This window comes from Roseovarius arcticus (assembly GCF_006125015.1).
GTDB classification, from domain to species: domain Bacteria; phylum Pseudomonadota; class Alphaproteobacteria; order Rhodobacterales; family Rhodobacteraceae; genus Roseovarius; species Roseovarius arcticus.
Map to the genome: position 1 here is coordinate 3,300,064 of NZ_SZZN01000001.1, position 20,937 is coordinate 3,321,000.

Here is a 20,937-nt window from a genome sequence, read left to right on the forward strand (position 1 = left end):
ACCTGGTTTGAGGCTAATGCCTCGGTCGCTCGCAATGCGTGGGCTAACCCACGCAGACTCAATGAACTCACATTTTAACTTTGGGGAATTGTTTCCTTCCCCTTATTAATTGTCGGACACTTGTCGGTTTGTTCATCAAGGCGCAACAGAACCGCCGCCGATTAATCTTACTAGGCATAGATTCGCGCAAATCGAACGGCTGTCAGCGCGTAACGGCTTAGTGACGTGGATGACACCTAAAAGTGTTATCCTTCCTTGAAAGCACGGTTGAGTTGATCTGCCAAGGGTTTCGTAAGGTAATCTAAGACAGATCTTTCACCGGTTTGCATAAACGCCTCGACGGGCATTCCCGGCACCAAGTGCACCGGCCCGAGGCTGCGAAGCTCCTCGGCAGGTAGAACGACTGTGGCGCGGTAATAGGACCGCCCTGTCGTCTGGTCCAAGATGGTGTTGGGCGAAATCTTGACCAACTCGCCATATAGGATCGGCGCTGTCTTTAGGTCGAACGCGGGAAACTGCACCTTAGCGGTCTGCCCAATGTAAATCTGATCGATCGCTGTCGGGTCAACCCGTACTTCGAACTCGACCCCCTCAGAAACCGGGATTATCTGCATGATGACGGATTCAGGCGCCACAACACCGCCGACCGTATAAACTTGAGACTCGTGCACGATTCCATCCACCGGCGCCAGAATATCGATACGATCAAGCTGCTTTTCGAGGGTCACTATCTCCAGCAGTAATTCTTCGTGCTTGGTGGTAGTTTCGCGTATTTCGGTCACCACCTCTTCCATCATCTGACGGTCCGATTGCAAGATCTCCATCTGCGTATCGCGGATGGAATTGTGGATACGAGCAAGCTCGGACTGATGCCCGACACTGTCACCTAATAAAGCCGCTTCCGAACGTTGCAATTCCAGCAGATCACCCTGACGCGCAAGGCCCTGCGCATTCAATGCGCGAACGCTCTCCAGTTCCTGGCGGATATAGCTCAGCTGACTGCGCTTGGCCTCAATCTGTCCTTTGACACCGTTAATCTGGTTTTTGAACTGCTCGATGCGCTCCCGAAGCTGCTCCTTCTTGCCAAGCTGCAACGCTCGGCGCGCCTGAAAGATTTCATACTGGCCGGCATACTGGGCCTCCAGGTCCAGCCCGGCCAGTTGCTCTGGCGGCTCGCTACGTTTGATCTTGTCGAGCCCGAGGTGTTCCGCCTTCAGGCGATCCCCGCGCACCACGACTTCTGCCAAGCGGTTGCGATAAATGTCGCGGGTGATCTCAAGAAGTGTCGGATCAAGACTAAGTAGCAATGCGCCACGTTCGACCAAATCGCCATCCTCGACACGGATGTCGGCCACCACGCCGCCATCGAGGCTCTGAACCACCTTGGGATTGCCACGCACCACCGCTTGCCCTGTCGCGATGACAGCACCGTTGATCTGAGTATACCCCGCCCACAACACGAGCAGGACTAAAAGTACGACGCTGCCGATCCCGCCTAGAATTGCGGGCCAGCGAAGGCCTGTTTTCAGGTCCGCCTGTCGCGCCTTTTGCTGACCGGCCCCTGTTGGCGCGCCTTTTATGTTTGCACTCTTTGCTGGCGTCTTCATCCTTGGCTCTCCGATGCCGCACGCGGGCTTGTTGTGGTTGAGATCGCCGCCCGGATAGTGTCTTCCTTGTCGCCGAAATAGGCAACGCGCCCCTCGCGCAACAGCAACAGCTTGTTCAGCGATACGAGCGCGCTAGGCCGGTGCGCCATTACGATGACCACGCTGCCATGATCGCGTAGCGTCTGGATCGCAAAGGACATCGCGTCATCCCCGTCTGTATCCAGGTTCGAATTCGGCTCGTCTAACACCACGAGTTTAGGGAGCCGGTAAACGGCGCGCGCCAGACCGAGTTGCTGGACCTGGCCGCTGGACAGAGGCTGCGCCCGCGCGCCGATAGCGGTCGAGTATCCGTTCGGGAAGGTCAGGATCATGTCATGAACGCCGGCAGTCTTTGCTGCTTCTACGATATCACTATCTATCGGGTGCGGGTCGAAGCGTGAAATATTCTCGGCGATGGTGCCTGGCAACACCTCGACCGATTGAGGAAGATAGCCGATATGCCGACCCAGATCCTCGGGGCGCCATTGATCAAGCGCCGCGCCGTCGAGCCGGACGTCGCCCGCATCTGGCCGCCACGCGCCTACAAGAAGCTTGGCAAGGCTGGATTTGCCGGCTGCGCTGTTGCCGATCACGCCCAGCCCGTCTCCCGGCGATAGCTCAAAGCTAACCTGATTCAGAATGCGCTGCCGACCCTTAATGTGCGATTGCGGCGGCATCAGCTTGACCAAGCTCCTGACCACCAAATGACCCTTTGGCTCGGGAAGCGCGAGGCGCTTAGTTTCCGCAGGCATGGCGTCAAAGGCAGAGAGCAGTCGCTTATGGGCGGCCATCCCGCGCGAAATGGCGCGCCATTGGCCCAGCACTTGGTCGATCGGTGCTAGCGCACGGCCAGCGATGATCGACGTCGCGATGATCATACCCGGCGTGATCTCTTGGCGCAGCGCCAGATAGGCCCCAACCGTCAGAAGGGCCGATTGCAACAGCAGCCGGAAAGAGCGCGAGAACGACGAGAAATATTCGGTCCGGTCAATGCCCTCTTGCCCCTTGGCAAGCGCGGCATCGTGCAGTTGCCGCCATCGCAATACGATCGCGTCGCGCATCCCCTGCGTCATGACCGCGGCGGCATTGCGCCCGCTCGATTCAAGGAATTCATTCTCTAATTCCTCGCGCTGCGCCGAGACCGAAGTTGAATCTTTGGTGAGCACTTGATTCAAAATTGCGGCGGCAATCATCACGCCCGCCCCCGCTAACGTCAGGTAGCCAAGCCAAGGATGGATCGCGAAGATCACAATCAGGAACAGCGGTATCCAAGGGACATCGAACACGCCCATGATGGCCGGACTGGAAAGGAAACTGCGCACCACACTCAGATCGCGCACAGGATTATGCCGTCGCGACTGATCGTTAAGGCATTCCTGCATCCAGAAGGTCATTGCCGGACCGCCAAGGTTCTGGTCGAGCCGATAGCCTGCGCGCGACAAAAGGCGTGAGCGCAGGAACTGGTAAAACCCGAGGAACACATAGAGGATGACGACAATAATAAAGAGGCCCTGAAGCGTTGGTATAGACCCGCTGGACAGAACCCTGTCGTAGATCTGCAGCATGTAGATCGGGCCAGTCAGCATCAGAACGTTGATAATGGCGCTGAAAATCCCGACAACGACAAGCGTTCTTCGACGCTGTCTAAGCGCATTTCTATAGAGGTTTTGCCCCTTAATTACAGCTCGTCGCATATGTTATCGCCCTCGCTCCACGCACGTAGTCGGCGCGGTTGCCCATCTGAGACATCTTTGTCAATTTTACCGCGATATCCAACCTGAACCGCTGTACACGCCGCCCGTTAATGTCAAATGAAGCAATAAGGGCGCATAATCCTGCCTGCGACAGAACTCAACCCAGTCAAGACGCGGCATGCGGCGCGTGTTTGCTGCGCAATTCAACGTTCGCGGCGCATCCGATTGCACCGACAAGAAAATTTTCGGAGCGGCCAGCAAAATCTGGTTGGCGGATCTGTGCCGATTTTCCGGTGGATGCTCGCTGCGCCTCCGATCCCGCACGCTGAACCAGACGTACATTTTTATCATCTCATGGACAAAGGACGTCGCTGAGCATAGGTTTCGAAATTGCCGGATGCGGTATAAAAAAAGGGGTGTTTACCCATGCATATGCCCAACGCTTTTGCCAAGGCACTGCCCCTCGCGGGGCTTTTGCTCCTGCTAGTGCCTATCCCGGCTGCTGCCGCGCCAGCTTGTTCGGGGGTGAGCACCGGTTCGACCGCGCAAAAGGACGACGCCATCGGCAATGCAGCCGATCTTTCTGCCGCGCTCAAACGCGCGGAGGGCGGCGAGGTTTTCCTGCTCGCGGCTGGCGACTACGGCGCACTGACGCTTAAAAAGGAGTTCAGTTCTCCCATGACGATCCGCTCAGCCAATGCCAAGGCGTCGGCTTGCTATACCGAGTTGAGGCTAAATGGTGGCGAGAATATCGTGCTCGATGGTTTGGTGTTCGACTACGCTTACACAGAAGGTGATCGCAATTCCGCCAATAGGTTTAGCATCGTGCAGAGCCGTGCGATAACAATTACCAATTCGATCTTCGACGGGGGGGATAACCGTGGGGCTGGCAGCGGGCGCGGCCTTCGGATCAAGGACAGTTCTGCAATCGAGATAGGCAACAGCGTGTTTCGTAAATGGTGTAAGGCCCTGACCGGCGGCAACAGCAGCAATCTGACACTCAGTGGCAACGAGTTCACCGACATCCGCTCGGACGGAATAGCGTTGGGCGGCGCCCAACGGTTGAGGATTGAGGGAAACCGCCTGCACAATTTCCGGGGCGTCGAAGGCGGTAAGGATCGCCGCGACATGGTGCAGATCATGCGTGCGAGCAACCAGCGCGGCACCAATATCGTGATCCGTGACAACATCTTTGACATGGGCGCGGGCGATTACGCCCAGACGATCTGGATGGGCGGCGTCGGCAAGATCGCTGGCTGCAAGAACCAGCGCGACTGGGCCATCCTAAACAATGCGATTATTCAGGATACCTCGCCCAGCAGCCCGGGCTTTTACGACCGCGAGTTCACCTACTATACATCCGGCCGGACGAACGAATACAATGAATACCGCGTGCGGCCCGGCAGCACCATAGACCGGCTGGATGCGGGATTGACCCTGACCAAGTCCTATCCGACGCGGCGGTAAGTGTATCCACGCAGCGGCCTTCAATTCAGCATTTTGCCCACGCGAGACACAGTCGCGCCAACCCTTTTTTAGATCTCAATTTTCATTTGCGACCGTATCAGTATGACTGAACCGGACAAAGACAGGCTCCATTTTAGCAACCGAAAATATCGAACGCATCTGATTTTTAGCTTTCTCACCATCGCGATCCTCGTCTCCGCCGCGCTGCGACTTTGGGGAATGGAACTGCGCAGTCTGCCTGATCCCGAAACCTACGTTACCGGCATTTTTCTCGCTTTAGGATCGATCCCGCTCATCTTCTTGATCGCGCGGCGTATCTTCGGATCGACCGTCGGCGGCGTTGCCGCCCTGATGCTAACGCTTCACGGCTTTCACATTTCCTTAAGTCTAACCGCGCCCATATATGTAAGCGGGATGTTTCTGTCGCTATTGGCGACATGGCTGCTGTTTCTCCTTATCAGGGCCCGCACACCCAGACCGTGGCTAGAAGCTGGCTACATCGCATCGGTCATAGCGGGCGCGCTCACAGCCGAGCCTTTCTGGCTACTAGTCGTAATCCATCTTTGTTGGGCGATGCTGGTTCTGCCGTGGAAGCTTGCCTTGCCAGAGGTATGGAGTCGGCAGATCGGATTTTTCAAAGTGCCGCGGCTAATTCAGACGCAGACGATCGCGATCATTTTAGCCGCGCCTGCAATCAGTCATTCGATTTATCGGGCGCGCAAAGGGGTCGGTCAGGGTCTGTCCGATGATTTCCTGATGGAGTACTTCTCTTTCGGCTTCCTCTTTGCAAAGGACGACCTCACCATACCAACGCATCATGCCGGGGCAGTCGGGGTGTGGTTTCTCCTGGCTTTCGCGCTGATACTTCTGGTTGCCGGGCTCAAGGCGCCCAAGCGCGAGGCGCCGCTGTTCGCCCTGGGCCAGTCCCTTCCTCCTCGGCTTCCTATTATTTCCGCCGTAGTATCAACGGCGTTAATGCTCTGGCTGGCACTGATCGCCCAACGGCGCACCGAGGACGTGATTGCATTAACCGTGCTGCCGCTCATGGCGTCAGGCATTCCAGTTCTAACCACGATCTGGCGAAATTACGTCCCGCGATTACCCTCCGGAGCACTGCATTTCGTGCAGGAGAGGGCGATATTTTTATGGCTGGTAGCTGTGGTTTCACCGCTGATTTTGTTTGCCGCATACTGCAAAGCCCCAACTCTCGCCCCAGCGTCCTTTATGATATTCGTTCCTTATTATCTCATTCTTTGCGCGGCCGGCGCAGTCTGGATGTTCCGCCGCCGGACGTTCAGATGGATAATCATTAGCCTGACCATTATCGTTTTCGCCGCAAGTGTGCCCTATGTCACCGGCCAAGCCGAAACGCCCGACAACAACAAGGACTCTGCCCAAGCCACGCATACGACGGTGCGTGCAGACTAAAAATCTAGTAGAATGCCTCCCCTCAACGGGCCGGAAACACACTGTCCGATAATTGTTCTTCGTGACCCAGAAATTTGTGTGTAGGCTAAAACTACGTGCTTGATCAGATATTAGGGTCTAAGTGTTTTTTGCGAGTAACCAGAGATATGACCGGACATTTCAGAGACATGAAACAATTACCCCTCTCCATCCAACAGACTGGCGGCCAGGTGTGCCGATGAGCGATCCTAAAATCCCACGGGGTGAATTCGATCCGGACGATCTGTTGCATCTGAGCGCCAAGCGCATTCTGGTGACGGGCGGTGCTGGGTTTCTGGGGTCACACCTTTGCGCGGCGCTGTTAAAGCAGGGGCACGAGGTGCTGTGCGCCGACAACTTTTTTACCGGGCGGCGCGGAAATCTGCGGCATCTTCTTGGCAATCCGCGGTTTGAGGTCATGCGCCATGACGTGACTTTTCCGCTATATGCCGAGGTGGATGAAATCTATAATCTGGCGTGCCCTGCCTCGCCATTTCATTACCAGCACGATCCGGTGCAGACGACAAAGACGGCCGTTCACGGGGCAATTAACATGCTGGGGCTGGCCAAGCGCGTCGGCGCTCGGATCTTGCAAGCCTCGACTTCGGAGATCTATGGCGATCCGCAAGTGCATCCCCAGACCGAGGATTATGTCGGCTACGTGAACCCGATCGGCAAGCGGTCTTGCTATGACGAAGGCAAGCGCTGTGCCGAGACGCTGTTTTTTGATTACCACCGCCAACATGGGATTGAGATCAAGGTGGCCCGTATCTTCAACACCTACGGGCCGAACATGCATCCCGATGATGGCCGAGTGGTGTCCAACTTTATCATGCAGGCCTTAGCGGGTGAGCCAATCACGATCTATGGCAAAGGCGATCAAACCCGGTCTTTCTGTTTCGTGTCCGACCTGATCGACGGGCTTATGCGCCTGATGGGTTCACCGTCTGAAGTCACCGGGCCGATCAATCTGGGCAATCCGGTGGAGCTGAGCATCCGCCAACTGGCCGAGACAATCATTCGTATGACCGGCTCGACCTCGAAGTTGGTGTTCGAGACATTGCCGCAAGATGATCCGATCAAGCGCCAGCCCGATATTACCCGGGCGCGCAATCTGCTTGACTGGACACCCAAGGTGCAGCTCGAAGAGGGGCTGGAAACTACAATAGAGTATTTCAGTAAGATCGTCGCGGCGACACAGGGCGCCGCAGAACGGAAGTAACCGTGAAAGATGTCTCAATTGGCCGGGCATGGCGGGCCGGACCGATACTGCTGCTAATTGCAGCCGTGATGATTTGCCTATCGGTTCTCGCGATCAATCGCGGCCCGCTCTATTATTTCGACACAGGCAGCTATTTCAAGCAAGGCAACGCAGCGCTGGCTCTAATTCTACCCGAGCGCAGGCAGGAAAAAGACCCGGCGACAGCAGGCCAGAGCGGCCAGAAAAAAGCCAAGGCCGAAGACGAGACGACCGACGGTTCACGCTCAATGGTCTATGCGCTGCTGGTTGCTGCGTTCTGGCGGATCGGAGCGCTTGGCGGAATCGCTTTGGTGAACATGACCGCTGTTTTTGCGTCTGTCTGGCTGGCCGCGCGCGTAGCCTGCCGCACGGTGCCTCTGGGCCGGAGCAGTCTACAACTCACGGCAATTCCACTCCTTGCCGCCGGGGCGACGTCGCTGCCTTTTTACATCGCCTACGTGATGCCCGACATTTTCGCGCCGGTCATGATCATCCTCCTCGCCGCCGTGGTGGCTATGGGGAGGGAAATGCGCCTGTCCGAACGGCTTGCTGCCTTTGCGCTGGCGGCCTTTGCTGTGGTTTTGCACCCGTCGCATCTGGGAATTGCGGTGCTGATGCTGCCGGTCATCATATTAGCGGCCTTGCTGCGCGTGGGCCATGGTCGGTGGTTGGCAGTCGGGTTTGCCGCCAGCCTCGTCGTCGTGGCAATTGCTGAGCGCAAGGCCTACGAATTCGCAGCAGAAACCGTCACGAGCAAGGACGTGATCTATACCCCCTACATCACAGCGCGGCTGATTGTGGACGGCCCGGGGTTGGCGTATCTCGACGAAAATTGTGCTCGCGCGGATCTGCGACAGGATCTGGCGACCTGCGCGCTGCATGAGGCTTTGTCATGGTCGGACGATCCCTATCGCCTGACCGCGACGCATATAGTTTTTGAACGCTCTGCCCGTCTCGGATCGTTTCTGCTGATGCCCATCGAGGACCAGAAAGCCGTGGCAGCCGAACAACGCGAATTCTTCCTTCGGGTATTGGCCGACAATCCGTTTGGCATAGTCTATGCACTGATGGAAAATGCCGGGGTGCAGTTGATGATGAACAGCGTCGGGATGACGATTCCCAACACATCGGTCATCCTCAACACAAAAGCTATGTCGGGCCTGCCAGAGGCGCAGCTTGACGTTTTGAACGGCGTGTTGAATCGGGATCAACGCTGGTTGGGCTTAGCTGATAAGGTCCATTCTGTGATCTATATCCTGTCATTCTTGATCGTCGTTGGGCTGCTAATCTGGCCCGGACGGATCCCCCCGCCACTGAATGTGTTCGTTCTTTTTCTGCTAATCGGGGTAGTGCTCAACGCGCTGGTTTGCGGGGGTGTCTCGCAACCAGCCGACCGCTACGGCGCCAGAGTGATGTGGCTGTTACCTTTTTTGGCTACCTTCCTTCTTCTTTGCCTGCCTCGACGCAAGTCACAGGCCATAACCGGAGCTCCTTCATGACCCAGAACCCTGCGCTAACGATCAGCGTCGTGATGCCCGCCTACAATGCCGAGCATCTGCTGGACCGTGTGCTTGCACCCTTGATGCGAATGCTAGAGGTCGGCGATGTTCAAGAGGTGCTGGTCGTGGATGACCGCTCTACCGACAATACCGCAGCGAAGGCCCATGAAATGGGCGCGACGGTCTTGATAATGCCGGTCAATGGCGGACCGGGCGCAGCGCGCAATCTCGCCGCGCAGCAGGCCACTGGCGATGTGCTGTGGTTCGTCGATTCTGACGTGATCGCCTTGCCCGATGGCCCCAAGTATGTGCGAAGCGCCCTTTCCGAAGACAATGTGGCCGCGGTCTTTGGCTCGTATGATGATGCACCGGATGGCCAGGCATGGTTTTCTCGCTATAAGAACTTGCTTCATCGATATCACCACCAGCGCGCGAAACGCGAGGCGCGTACCTTTTGGGCGGGATGCGGGGCGATTCGCGCCGATGTGTTCCGCGAAGTTGGCGGATTCGACGTGAAAACTTATGAAGTGCCATCGATTGAGGATATCGAACTGGGCTACAGGATCGCTGCGATCGGGCGACGCATCGTGGTCGAGCCACGCCTGCAAGGGAAACACCTAAAGGTCTGGACGATTCGCAATAGCCTGACCACCGATATATTCTGCCGGGCGCTGCCTTGGTCGCGGCTGATGATTTCGCGCGAAGGGCTGGGTGATGACCTCAATACCTCAGGCGCTGAGCGATTGCGGGCAGGACTTGCACTACTTCTACTTTTGTCGGTGCTGATCCTGCCGTTCCAGCCGCATTTGTGGCCGCTGACACTGCTTCTGCTAGCTTTAGCATTTGTGGCCAACCGCGATCTTGCACGCATGCTGGCGACTCATGGCGGACTATGGTTTTCCTTCAAGTGTATCCTCTACCACCAGTTCTACTATCTCTATTCGGCCAGCGTCTATGTATGGTGCTTATTCGAGTACCATCTGTTGGGGCAAAAAGAGAAACTTGGCGTCAAGCGCAACTGAAGCGCGTCAGCAGCATTGTCCCACGCGAACCTGTGGAAAACGCAGCCAGCGCTCAGAGCACGGTGCGTTTGCGGAATGGTCGTTTCCTCAAACCCTTTTTCGAGGCTTCTGCTTCAAATTCCTCGTGGTAGGAGCGCTCAATATTGACCTCCCACACGTCATGTTTCGCGCCCATGATATTCCGCGCGGCATACATAGCCGACAGCATCGAATGGTCCTGATTATTATAGCGGTGCAGGCCATTCCGGCCGACCGTCTCAAAGTTCTCTAGCGTTTTGAGCCATCCGCTAACCGTATCAAGCGCCTCCTTGTAGGCACCGTCATAGACGGGATAGGCCTTAGGCTGCCTGATGACAGTACCGTCGACGACGTGGCTCGCTTTGGCCAATCCGAGTTTTTCCAACTCTTCGCCGGCCAGCTTGATCAGGTCCTCATTCGAGGACGACCACAGCCCGTCGCCCTTCTGGCAAAAATACTCCATCCCGATTGACGCGGTGCTCTGATCGGGCAGCATTTCCTTTGACCAAGCGCGGAAGTTCTGGATGCGGCCGACTTTGACCTTGGGGCTGTGGATGTAAATCCAGTTGTCCGGGAACGGATCAGAGTGATCCAGCATCAACGTCACGATCAGGAAATCGCGGTATTTCAGGCGGTCGGCTGCATCGACTACCTCTTGCGGGGGCGGAGGGTCAAAGGCGTGGATTAGCTCGCGCACCGCCATCGAATTGATGAAATGCTCGCCTTCCACACGCTCTGTCTTGTCGCTTTTGCCGTTCTTTTCGTCCCAGCGCTGCACATCAATCGAGGTCACGCGATTACCGTCGCGGTTCACCTTCACCACTTCCGATTGCATCTGGACGGTACCACCATTGCCTTCGACCAAATCGCGGGTCTTTTCCCACATCATGCCGGGGCCGAGGCGCGGATACTGGAATTCTTCGATCAGGCTGGCAGTATCGTTGGAACCCGAAATGGCGTTCCAAACCGCCTTAGGCAGCGACAGGTTCTTGATCCGCTGTGCCGCCCAGTCGGCGCGGATTTCCGATGGCGGAATCCCCCATACCTTCTTGGTATAGCTGCGGAAGAAATGCATATAGAGCCGCCCGCCAAAGCGATTGATGACCCACTCCTCGAATGTGTCCTCCTGCTTCTTCGGGCGGAGCTTCCATTTGATGTAGCTGCCTATGATCCTGTAGGTCTCATAGGGGCCAATATTGCCGAGTGCGTTGAAGATGCGTAGCGGGTAGTCGTAAAACCGGTCCCGGTAATAGATGCGGCTTAGTCTGCGGACGGTGATAAAGTCATCACCCAGCACCTCGTGCCACATGTCCTCGACCTCGCGCACCTTGGTAAAGAAGCGGTGGCCGCCAATATCGAACCGATACCCTTTGTAGGTTGCTGTCCGCGAAATGCCGCCCACCATATCGGATGCCTCAAAGACATGAGGGACGTGCTTGTCGCTCAGCTTTTGAAGTTCATATGCAGCCGTCAGACCCGCTGGTCCCCCGCCTATAACGACAACCGGAATATCACTTTTAGTCACGCAAACACCTTCCATACCCTTACCCACTGTAATGGTACAGGAGATTCCAAAATAATCACAACAGATTCAGCAGAAACGTACTGTAATCATATCTGTTCCAATCTTAAGGGTCTTGGCTTGTGCGCGCAGGTGAAATCGGGAACCGACGTGTCTCTCGCTCCTTCCGCTCAACCTTAAGTTTATTGTGATTTATTGCGCAAGCCAGTTTATCGCTATGGGCGGCGTCCCGCTAGCGGGATTAAGTCAGCGCAGTACGGTCAGGTGGCGGGATCAGAACGAACTTGCGGGTCGAAAATTGTGCACGCACAGGCGCGAACTCACGGCGCATTGCCACTGCGGTGATGAACTGATCCGTCCGGTACGCAGCACTAGATGCCACATTTCCAGGCCTCGCGAGGCCACATCAGCCAATTTTCTGATAGTATTAGTAGGTTTTCGCTTGGCGGTTTCGAATAATTGACATGATATATAGCAGCAGTCCGCCAGAGCGGCTTTCAAGAGCGTGCGCGAAATCCATTTTTTAGAGATTGGTATGTTTATCGTCTGATCGCATTTCCTACCCAATGATAATTTTTTATCTGCCTATCGGACTAAGTAATTTTGCAAGAAGGGATAGACATGGAGACTACGGTACTCGTTGTGGATTTGGACGAAACGCTCGTCAAAACGGACATGTTGTTCGAAACCTTCTGGTCCTCGGTTTCTCGGGACTGGCGCGTGCTCTTTTCTGCCGTTTCTGCGATGTCGAAAGGACGTGCACAGCTCAAACGATTCCTTGCACAAACAGGTGAGATCGACATTGACCGACTTCCCTATAACGAAACGGTAGTCAACTATATCCAAGATTGGCGCGCAAAAGGCGGCAAGACGGCCCTCGTGACAGCATCCGATCAGACCCTCGCAGACCGAATCGCAACCCATCTAAATCTCTTCGACGAGGTTCACGGATCGGATGGCAGTCACAATCTGAAGGGGCGGCACAAAGCAGAATTTTTGGCCAAACAATACGGTGAAAGAAATTTCGCCTATCTGGGCGACCACGCGGCCGATCTGCCTGTTTGGGAGCGGGCCTCAAAGGCTGTCACATTAGACGTGTCCGGCGCGGTCAGTGCGAAAGTAGACGAACTGGACATCACGGCCGAGCATCTGACGTCGCGCTCACAGTCGATCAAGCCATATCTGAAAGAGTTGCGCCCGCAGCAATGGCTGAAAAATCTGCTGATATTGATTCCGATGCTGGCCGGACACCAGATCGAGGCAGAGACCATCTTGCAAAGCGCCCTCGCTTTCGTAGCGTTCTGCGCTGTCGCATCCAGCGTTTATGTCTTGAACGACCTTCTGGATCTCTCTGCGGACCGGGCCCACCCGACCAAACGCCACCGGCCCTTCGCATCCGGCGCAATCCCCATGGCGCACAGTATCTGGCTCGCGCTGGGACCGCTGGCTCTTGGATTGATCATTGCGGCATTTCTTGGCGTGCAATTCCTTGCTGTCATGCTTGTCTATTACGCTTTGACCTTCGCGTATTCCATGTGGCTAAAGCGGATCGTAATCATCGACATCTGCGTGCTGGCAGGGCTGTACACGTTGCGAATCTTTGCCGGCAGCGCCGCAACATCAATTACAATATCCGATTGGCTGCTTGAGTTTTCGCTGTTCTTCTTCCTCGCACTCGCAACGGTGAAGAGGCACGCAGAACTTGTCGATTGCGCGGCATCGGGAAAAACGACGGCGGCGGGGCGGGGGTATCATGTCGACGATCTTCCGGTTGTCAGCCAGCTTGGAACCGCCGCCGGGCTTGTTTCCGTAATGGTTCTGGCGCTTTATTTTCATTCACCAAAGGTGGCGGAAGACTATTCAAGTCCAGCAATTCTATGGGGAAGCTCAGTTGTGCTGATCTATTGGCTCGCTCGCGTGCAAATGGTCACTCACCGGGGCGGCATGACGGATGATCCGATCGTCTTTGCGATAAAGGACCGTGTCAGTTGGCTTTGCCTTTTTGCGATCATCGGGTTCGTCGTAGGCGCCCTTTATATCTGACGGCGACGCAGTTACCGTCGTGCAATACGTGAAATTTCGACGCTGAAATATTTTTCGGTTTTACGCAATTCAACTCAGTGCGTAGCGGTGTTGGCCGAACTCTACGCGCCATGCTATACGTCGGCAGATTGAGTATTCCAGTTACGCTTTGTGAGGATTTATGCACATTCTGATTACCGGTGGCGCCGGCTTCATTGGCTCTCACCTTTCCGAACGGCTTGTGGCTGACGGCCATGCGGTCACGGTTCTGGACGACCTCTCAACCGGGCAGATGTCGAACCTTGCGGCGCTGACGGATCAGCCCGGTTTCGACTTCGTCGAAGGCAGTATTTTGGACAGGGCGCTGGTCGCGAAACTGGTTGAGCCTGCTGAGGTGGTTTTTCACTTGGCCGCAGCGGTTGGGGTCAAGCTGATCATGGAAGAGCCGAGCCGGTCGATCCTTACCAATGTTGCGGGCACCGAAAACGTGCTGGACGCGGCGCTGCGGAACAATGCGCATACTTTCATCGCCTCTAGTTCCGAAGTCTACGGAAAGACCACGAAGTTCCCATTCAATGAGGACGACGACCTAACCATCGGCGCTACAAAAAACCTGCGCTGGTCCTATGCCTGCGCCAAAACGTTGGACGAGTTTCTGGCACTGGCCCATGCGCGCGAGTCCGGTTTACCGGTGACGGTCCTACGGTTCTTTAACACCACCGGCCCGCGCCAGACCGGACGCTACGGTATGGTGCTGCCTAGTTTCGTGACATCGGCGCTAGAGGGGAAACCGCTGATGGTGCACGGAACCGGCGATCAATCGCGCTGTTTTGGGCATGTCGCAGATGTGGTCGAGGCGCTGTGCCGCTTAATGGCGACCCCAAAGGCACGCGGCGAAGTCTTTAACATCGGCACGGATCAAGAGATCACGATTCGCGGTCTGGCCGAACAAGTCATCGAGGCGACGGGGTCGAGCTCTGAAATCCAGCTTATCCCCTATGACGAGGTCTACCCCGTAGGGTTCGAGGATATGCAGCGCCGACTGCCGGACGTGTCGAAACTAAAGGCAGCGATAAATTTCCGCCCCAAGTTGCCGCTCAGCCGGATCATCGACGACATCATCGCCGAAAGGCGCGCGCCAGTGCCTGCATGACGCCGCACGTCTTATCGTACCCATGATGGATCTGGTCATCGGCTCAGGGCCTGCGGGCGTATCGGTGGCGACGGCGCTCTTGGCGCGGGGCCGCCGGGTGCTGATGCTCGACGGCGGCGCCGTGCCTGGGGCGGAGGCGCGAGAGCGGCGCGCGCGTTTGGCGGCGACCGACCCCGCCGACTGGTCCGCTGCGACACACGCCGATTGGCAACAGCCGCAATTTGAGACGCCGCCGGGACAAGTGCGCCGCTTTGGTTCTGATTTTGCGATGGAGGCGGGCGAGAAAACTTTCGCCGCATCCGGCGAAATCGGGCTTCGGGCCTCGCGCGCCGAGGGGGGGCTGTCGAACCTATGGGGCGCGGCGGTGCTGCCGCACCGAAGCGCTGATATGGCAGACTGGCCGCTTGGCGCGGACGATCTGGCGCCGCACTACCGGGCGGTGGCAAAGTTCATGCCGATAAGCGGAACGCCCGACGACTTGGAGGCACTGCTTCCCGCCTTTTCGATGACCGGCAAAACACCGCTGGACCCGTCGCCGCAGGGCCGCGAATTACTGCGCAGGTTTGATCGGCAAAAAGCGCGGCTCTTGCAAATTGGCGTCCACGCTGGCGTCGCCCGTCTGGCCGTCGATCCCGCGTGCAAATACTGCGGCCAGTGCCTGCATGGCTGCCCTTGGGGCTATATCTATTCCGCACGTCAGACCCTGCTCGACCTGCGCCGTCATCCGGACTTCAGCCATCGCTCTGCCATCGTGCGCCAGTTTGAAGAAAGTGGCGACGGCGTGACGGTGACACTCGACAGTGGCGAGACGCTGACCACCAATCGTGTGTTCGTCGCATCAGGTGCTCTGGAAACGGCGCGGCTACTGCTGGCGTCGCGTCCCGATGCAGGCGGGGTGCTGCGCCTCAAGGACAGCCAGCATTTCTTTCTGCCCAGCCTGCACCGCTGGCGCGCGCCGCGCCTGCCTGATCGGCTGCCCTATCACACTTTGCCACAGGCCTTTGTCGAGATCGCAGATCCAGATATCTCTCCGCATCTGGTGCATACCCAAATTTATACTTGGAATGAATTTTATGCACGCGACCTGACGGCCAGTTACGGCGCCAAATTACCCGGCTCTGCCCCGCTCTGGCGGGCATTGGCGCGGCGGCTGATCGTGTCGCAGGCATTTTTGCACTCGGATCATTCGGCGCGGATAGATCTGTCGCTGGCGCCGGACGGGCGGCTGATACCATCCGTCTATGCCAATCCAGAAACGTCAGGCGTGATGGCTGCGGCCAAGACGAGGCTGGCCAAAGCGCTGGGAAAGGCCGGGCTTCTCGTGCTGTCTGCCGCCAGTCGGCCCGGCGCGCCGGGGTCCAGCTTTCACGTTGGCGGATCAGTCCCGATGTCGGCCCAGCCGGGGCCGTCCGACTCTGATGTTCTGGGCAGGCCCAAGGGGTTGGAGCGTGTGCATATCGTTGATGCCTCGATCCTGCCCAGCATTCCCGCGACGACAATCACGTTTTCCGTCATGGCGAACGCGCACCGGATCGGAACGCTGGCCCCCTAAAGCGGATCACGCACCATTCTCGAACGCGCCCGCCTCTAGGTCGCGCGCCAGATCGGTATCGCCCTTTGCCTGCGCGGCGCGTGCCAGCGCATCGCCGTAGGCCGCAAGAACTCGGTCCTCAATCCACATCTGTTCGAACGCCTGCCGCGCGTCACGGCCCTGCGCCTTGCGCTGGCCGGGCTCGTGCTGCAACTTGCGAAGAGCGGCGATCAGCTCTTCTTCGGTCTCGAACAAGGTGCCGCCGCCTGCCTTCTCCACGATTTCAGGGAACGGACCCAGGCGCCGCGCGATGACCGGCGTGCCGAGACGGAAGCTCTCAATCAGGATGATCCCAAACGTTTCGTAGCAGACCGACGGCACGATCAGCCCCAGTGCACCGCGATAATAGGCGTTCAGCTCCTCCAGCGGCTTGCGGCCCAGAAACTTGATGCGATCATTCCCCGCTGCAAGCGCCTTTAGCTGAGGCGCATAATCTCCGTCACCAAGGATCAGCAGATCGGCGTCGGTGTAGCTCTCAAAGGCTGGGAACACATCCTGTAGCCCCTTGATCTTTTCCAGTCGGCCGACGAACAGGAAATAGGGCCGCTCATGCACGGCGGGTTCGGGCAGCGCCGCAGGGTCAATGTCCGGCAGAAAATAGGGCAAAACCTGCATCTGCTGCCTCAGGCCAAATTCGCGATGCTTGGCGCGGCTAAATTCGCTTTTGGCAATAATCAAATCCATATGATCCAGCTGCCTGTCCAGATAACCAGTATATCGCCAAAGCTGGGGCGGACGGCGATAGGTCGTCACGCAGCGCAGGCACTGACGCTCATCGCAAAGCTCGCGGTCATGGCGCCAAAGCACATGTGTCGGGCACACCAACCAATGCTCATGCGCCTCGTAGATCTTCAGGCCGTCGCCTACGGACAAAATTCCCGGACCGCCCACCAAAGAGGCGTTGTTGTACCACAGGATATCGTATCGCCCATCCGCCACAATCTGCGCGATGCGGCGGCGATGCACCAGATTGCGCCCGGTCTGCTGCGTGATGAGGTTGGCGACCATGCCATGTCGGCTGCGCAGGCCAATCACTTGCACGCCGTCGTCTTGGGCCGTCCCAGCTGGCACACCGCCGAGCGACAGATAGGCGTCCTCATCATGCACAACGGTCACGTCATGCCCGCGCGCGGCCAGCGCGCGCGCCATCCGTTGTACGCCCACGGCATCGCCGCCAAAGGAATAGGGCGGGTAGAACGTGGTAAACATCAAGATGCGCAGCGATCTCATACTGGCTCGTGCCTTTGGGAATGTTGGCTGCTATAAGACACGATCGCTGCCGTAACCGGAAGGTTGAACAGCGCGCCGCGCACCGCGCGCCCCCGGTGTTGCCTACATGCTGCAGACCGCTCCTGCTTTGCGAGGCGCGCTGCGGGGGATGGGCGAACGGCGCGCGCATGCTATAATCGCGCCATGTCTTATGATTTTGCCACTTTTTGTTCCTGAAATGACAAGCGATCCCCCTCGCCAACCGCTTCGTGTGCTTGAAATGGGAACCCAGTTCGGCATGGGCGGGATAACCCGCCACATTCTGGGGCTAAGCGACTGGCTGCGCGCCCATGGGCACGACGTAACGTTGGCTGGCACTGCAGATGTCTGGGCCGGGCCTGAAACTGAACCTGCGTTCTTGGATCTGCCTACCCGGTTTGTTGCCGGGGACGGCGGCGGTATTGCCAATCGGCTTCGCCACACTGCGGCGGCGGCGTGGCATCTGCGCCGTTGGCTGTCAGCAAACCGCGTCGATCTGATCCATTGCCACGAATCCGCGCCGGCCCTCGTCGCTAACATCGCTCGAATGGGACAGGGCATCCCCCTTGCGATCACGTATCACGGGTCCGAACCCGAACGCATCGCCGCCTTTGGAAGGATAGCCGCCAAATGCGATCTGGTGATCACGCCCAGCCATCGCTCGGCCGAGGATCTGGCGACGATCGGCAACGTTCCGCGCGAGAAGCTGAAGGTGATCGGGCTGGGCGTCTCGCCCCCGCCCGACGATAGCGCCGCTGACATAGCCCGCTTGCGCGCCCAGCTTTTGGGCAACGGGGACCGCGTGGTCGTCACGCTGGCCCGGTTGCTGCACCAGAAGGGCATCGACATTCTGATCGACTGCGTCGCCCAAATGAAACAGACCCACCCCGGTTATCGTTTTGTCGTGGCCGGCGATGGCCCGGATGAGGCAAAGTTGCGGGCGATGGCGCAGGACCGCGGTCTTGGCGAACACCTCAATTTTATCGGGCGCACCGACCAGCCCATCCGTCACCTGAGGGCGGCCGATCTGTTCCTTTTGACATCGCGGTGGGAGGCGCTGCCGTTCACCATTGCTGAGGCGTTTCAGACCGGCACCCCCGCCGTTGCCACTGCCTGTTCGGGCGTGGTCGAGTTGATCGACGATACCGTAGGTGCGGTGGTGCCAATTGGCGACGTGGTTGCAATCTGCGCAGCGGTCGCGGAAATCCTGTCAAACGACGATCGCCGACTGCACCTTGCGGCGAACGCGCTTGAACGCAGCCGCGAAGATAGGTTTGACCCCGATTGGGTGCACCGCCAGTTCGAAAAGACCTACTATGAATTGGCAGGCCGCTAAGGCCGCTTTGTGATGTAGCCCCAGACTTCGCCCAGCGTCCATGCGGTCGAGAGGATCATCACATAGGGCAACGTGCGCAGATAGCGCCCCCCGCGCCCCTTGCTTGCCTGAAGCTTGTAGTGGCGCACCCACAAAAGCGGCGGGATCAGCGGCCCGGCAGCGATCATCGCCAGCCTTTTGGGCGTGCTCATGCCCCGCACCCGGATCTCGCCAAAAAGGCGGCCCCAAGCGAAACGTTCGGGCAGCAATTCGCTGAACTTGGCCGGGGGCCTCCGGTGATGTACGACCACCTCCTCGGACAGCCACAACTCTTCGCCTTGTTCAATCAGATGCCAATGGACAATCGGCTCGTGATAGCGGTCTTTCCAAAGATGCTCGGTCTCGTCCAGCGCCTTGCGGCTGTAGGTGAGGTTCACGTCCGACACCCAGTCGGCGGGGCCGGTCTGAAACGGGCGCCCGTAGCGGCCGAAATCGGTGACATAGAAGGCCCAGTTCAATGGGCTCGCCGGCTCCATACACTCGATGGCGCCGCCGATTACGTTTTTGCCGGTCTCGGCATAAAGCCGGACGATGGTGCGCGCCCAGTCGGCCTGCGGCAACCCGCGATCCTCCAGAATGCCAATGATACCGCCGTTCGCTGCCGCCAACCCGGCAGAGCGGCGACGGTCGTACAACTCATGCTTGCCAGCCTCGGAGGTGATCGGGCGGATCGGGTCAATCACGCCCAGATCAAGAAACCGCACCTCCGGGAAATCCGCGGCATATTGAGCCACATCCGCGACGCTGGCGTCATAGGGAACGATAACATCCAGAGGTGGCGGATTCTCAAAACTGCGCACCGCCTCTAGGAAGTCGCGCACATATGTCCCGCCCTGCACGATGGTCAGAACGATGGATAAGGTCGGATCACTGCTCATTTGATACTCATGTCTCCGATGTTTTCCAACTCGACCGGCTGCCCGGTGCGGGTGCTTTCCGCCACGGCTGCTGCGATTTCGATAGCTCGCAGCCCGGCATGGCCGTCGGCGCAGCGCAGCCCCGCCTCCCCATGTGTCAGACGGACGAAATCAGCCAATTCCTCGCCGAACGATTGAATTGCCGTCGTCTTCCACGACTTCAGCTTCTCGCGCAGCATGATCTCTGGGTAAAACTTGCGGGTCTTTTTCGCGGCACCGCCGGGCTTGTCCATCGTTATCACGAGGTTCTGCATAGGCGCATACGATGCCCGCACCATCCCGAGCGAGCCATAGACCTCGACCGCGCTTTTGTAGCCCTTCCAGTCGTTCCAACTGGCCTGATAGATCGCCGGGATGCCTTCGGGGTTCTTAAAGATAGCGACGGCGTTATCCTCTGAGCCGGGCACGTTCCACACGGTATTGGTGGCGACGCCGTAAACGCTAGTAATCTCACCTAGGATGTGGCGTGCCATGTCAGTCATGTGGATGCCAACATCCCAAAGCGCACCGCCGCCGGAAAATTCCGCCTGATATTCCCACTCATGGGCGAAATGCCCCAACCCGTCATGACCGCCATAGACGCGAACATGGTCAATCTGGCCGATCTGGCCCGATGTCACGACATCCTTCATATGCGCAAACGCTGGATAGTAGCGCATGTTGAAGCCGGTTCCGAGGGCCTTGCCAGCCTTTGCTGCGGCATCCACGATCCGCCGTGCCCCTGCCACGGTCGGGGAGAGCGGCTTTTCCGTCAGCACATGAAGGCCTCGCTCAAAGGCGCGCAGGCAAAGAGGCTCGCGCACATGCGCCGGCGTCGAGATCACCACGGCATCCATGGGAGTGTCGAAAAAGCGTTCCAAATCGCTGAAGGCAGGCGCATCTTGCGCGACCGCCACGGCGCGGTGCATTTCCATGTCCATTACGGCGGCAAGCACCGTGTCGGGATTGTCGATTATGTTCTGCACCCGCATCTGGCCGATCTTGCCGGCCGCACCAATTACCCCGATCCTCATCAACTTCCCCGTCTAAATTAGCGGTCTGCGCCGCTTCTTGGCTATCTATCGTATTCATCTAATA

The 20,937-nt window shown here is 57.8% G+C and carries 15 protein-coding genes; 9 read left to right on the forward strand and 6 right to left on the reverse strand.

Features of this window, described 5'->3' with window-relative positions:
• Positions 1–245: 245 nt before the first annotated feature.
• Positions 246–1,607 carry an HlyD family type I secretion periplasmic adaptor subunit gene (locus MK6180000_RS15850; RefSeq protein WP_138935604.1) on the reverse strand — a complete coding sequence of 454 codons (1,362 nt, stop codon included), beginning with the start codon at positions 1,605–1,607 and terminating at the stop codon, positions 246–248.
• Positions 1,604–3,340 (reverse strand): type I secretion system permease/ATPase, encoded by a 1,737-nt coding sequence (locus tag MK6180000_RS15855; RefSeq protein WP_138935605.1) that lies wholly within the window; start codon positions 3,338–3,340, stop codon positions 1,604–1,606. The genes MK6180000_RS15850 and MK6180000_RS15855 overlap by 4 nt, the downstream gene beginning before the upstream one ends.
• 426 nt (positions 3,341–3,766) lie before the next feature.
• Here MK6180000_RS15855 and MK6180000_RS15860 point away from each other — a divergent pair, with 426 nt between their 5' ends.
• The 5 genes from MK6180000_RS15860 to MK6180000_RS15880 all read left to right on the forward strand — a co-directional run bounded on the left by MK6180000_RS15860 (position 3,767) and on the right by MK6180000_RS15880 (position 10,014).
• Positions 3,767–4,807 (forward strand): right-handed parallel beta-helix repeat-containing protein, encoded by a 1,041-nt coding sequence (locus MK6180000_RS15860; protein WP_138935606.1) that lies wholly within the window; start codon positions 3,767–3,769, stop codon positions 4,805–4,807.
• 414 nt (positions 4,808–5,221) lie between these two features.
• Positions 5,222–6,235: a hypothetical protein gene (locus tag MK6180000_RS15865; protein ID WP_138935607.1), complete on the forward strand. Its 1,014-nt coding sequence runs from the start codon at positions 5,222–5,224 to the stop codon at positions 6,233–6,235.
• 217 nt (positions 6,236–6,452) lie between these two features.
• Positions 6,453–7,475 carry a UDP-glucuronic acid decarboxylase family protein gene (locus MK6180000_RS15870; protein ID WP_138935608.1) on the forward strand — a complete coding sequence of 341 codons (1,023 nt, stop codon included), beginning with the start codon at positions 6,453–6,455 and terminating at the stop codon, positions 7,473–7,475.
• Positions 7,476–7,477: 2 nt separating this feature from the next.
• Positions 7,478–8,992, forward strand: a complete 1,515-nt coding sequence (locus MK6180000_RS15875) for a hypothetical protein (protein WP_138935609.1) — start codon at positions 7,478–7,480, stop codon at positions 8,990–8,992.
• Positions 8,989–10,014 carry a glycosyltransferase family 2 protein gene (locus MK6180000_RS15880; protein WP_138935610.1) on the forward strand — a complete coding sequence of 342 codons (1,026 nt, stop codon included), beginning with the start codon at positions 8,989–8,991 and terminating at the stop codon, positions 10,012–10,014. The genes MK6180000_RS15875 and MK6180000_RS15880 overlap by 4 nt, the downstream gene beginning before the upstream one ends.
• Positions 10,015–10,066: 52 nt before the next feature.
• Here MK6180000_RS15880 and MK6180000_RS15885 read toward each other — a convergent pair whose 3' ends face one another.
• Positions 10,067–11,557, reverse strand: coding sequence for an NAD(P)/FAD-dependent oxidoreductase (locus tag MK6180000_RS15885; RefSeq protein ID WP_246040553.1), 1,491 nt, complete (start codon positions 11,555–11,557; stop codon positions 10,067–10,069).
• Positions 11,558–12,175: 618 nt separating this feature from the next.
• Here MK6180000_RS15885 and MK6180000_RS15890 point away from each other — a divergent pair.
• From MK6180000_RS15890 to MK6180000_RS15900, 3 genes are all read left to right on the forward strand, one after another.
• On the forward strand, positions 12,176–13,597 hold the full coding sequence (locus MK6180000_RS15890) for a UbiA family prenyltransferase (RefSeq protein WP_138935612.1): 1,422 nt from the start codon (positions 12,176–12,178) through the stop codon (positions 13,595–13,597).
• A 160-nt stretch (positions 13,598–13,757) separates the two neighbouring features.
• Positions 13,758–14,729, forward strand: coding sequence for an NAD-dependent epimerase/dehydratase family protein (locus MK6180000_RS15895; protein ID WP_138935613.1), 972 nt, complete (start codon positions 13,758–13,760; stop codon positions 14,727–14,729).
• 22 nt (positions 14,730–14,751) lie between these two features.
• Positions 14,752–16,281 carry a GMC oxidoreductase gene (locus MK6180000_RS15900; RefSeq protein WP_138935614.1) on the forward strand — a complete coding sequence of 510 codons (1,530 nt, stop codon included), beginning with the start codon at positions 14,752–14,754 and terminating at the stop codon, positions 16,279–16,281.
• 6 nt (positions 16,282–16,287) lie between these two features.
• On the opposite strand, the gene MK6180000_RS15905 is transcribed toward MK6180000_RS15900, so the two are convergent.
• Positions 16,288–17,550, reverse strand: a complete 1,263-nt coding sequence (locus MK6180000_RS15905; RefSeq protein WP_138935615.1) for a glycosyltransferase family 4 protein — start codon at positions 17,548–17,550, stop codon at positions 16,288–16,290.
• A 277-nt stretch (positions 17,551–17,827) separates the two neighbouring features.
• Between MK6180000_RS15905 and MK6180000_RS15910 the strand changes: the two genes are divergently transcribed.
• Entirely contained in the window at positions 17,828–18,904 is a 1,077-nt protein-coding gene (locus tag MK6180000_RS15910; protein ID WP_212751920.1) for a glycosyltransferase family 4 protein, read from the forward strand.
• On the opposite strand, the gene MK6180000_RS15915 is transcribed toward MK6180000_RS15910, so the two are convergent.
• Positions 18,901–19,821, reverse strand: a complete 921-nt coding sequence (locus tag MK6180000_RS15915) for a glycosyltransferase family 2 protein (RefSeq protein ID WP_138935617.1) — start codon at positions 19,819–19,821, stop codon at positions 18,901–18,903. The two genes, MK6180000_RS15910 and MK6180000_RS15915, sit on opposite strands and share 4 nt — an antisense overlap.
• A complete protein-coding gene (locus MK6180000_RS15920; RefSeq protein WP_138935618.1) occupies positions 19,818–20,873 on the reverse strand; it encodes a Gfo/Idh/MocA family protein in 1,056 nt (351 codons plus the stop codon). The genes MK6180000_RS15915 and MK6180000_RS15920 overlap by 4 nt, the downstream gene beginning before the upstream one ends.
• Between the last annotated feature and the right edge of the window lie 64 nt (positions 20,874–20,937).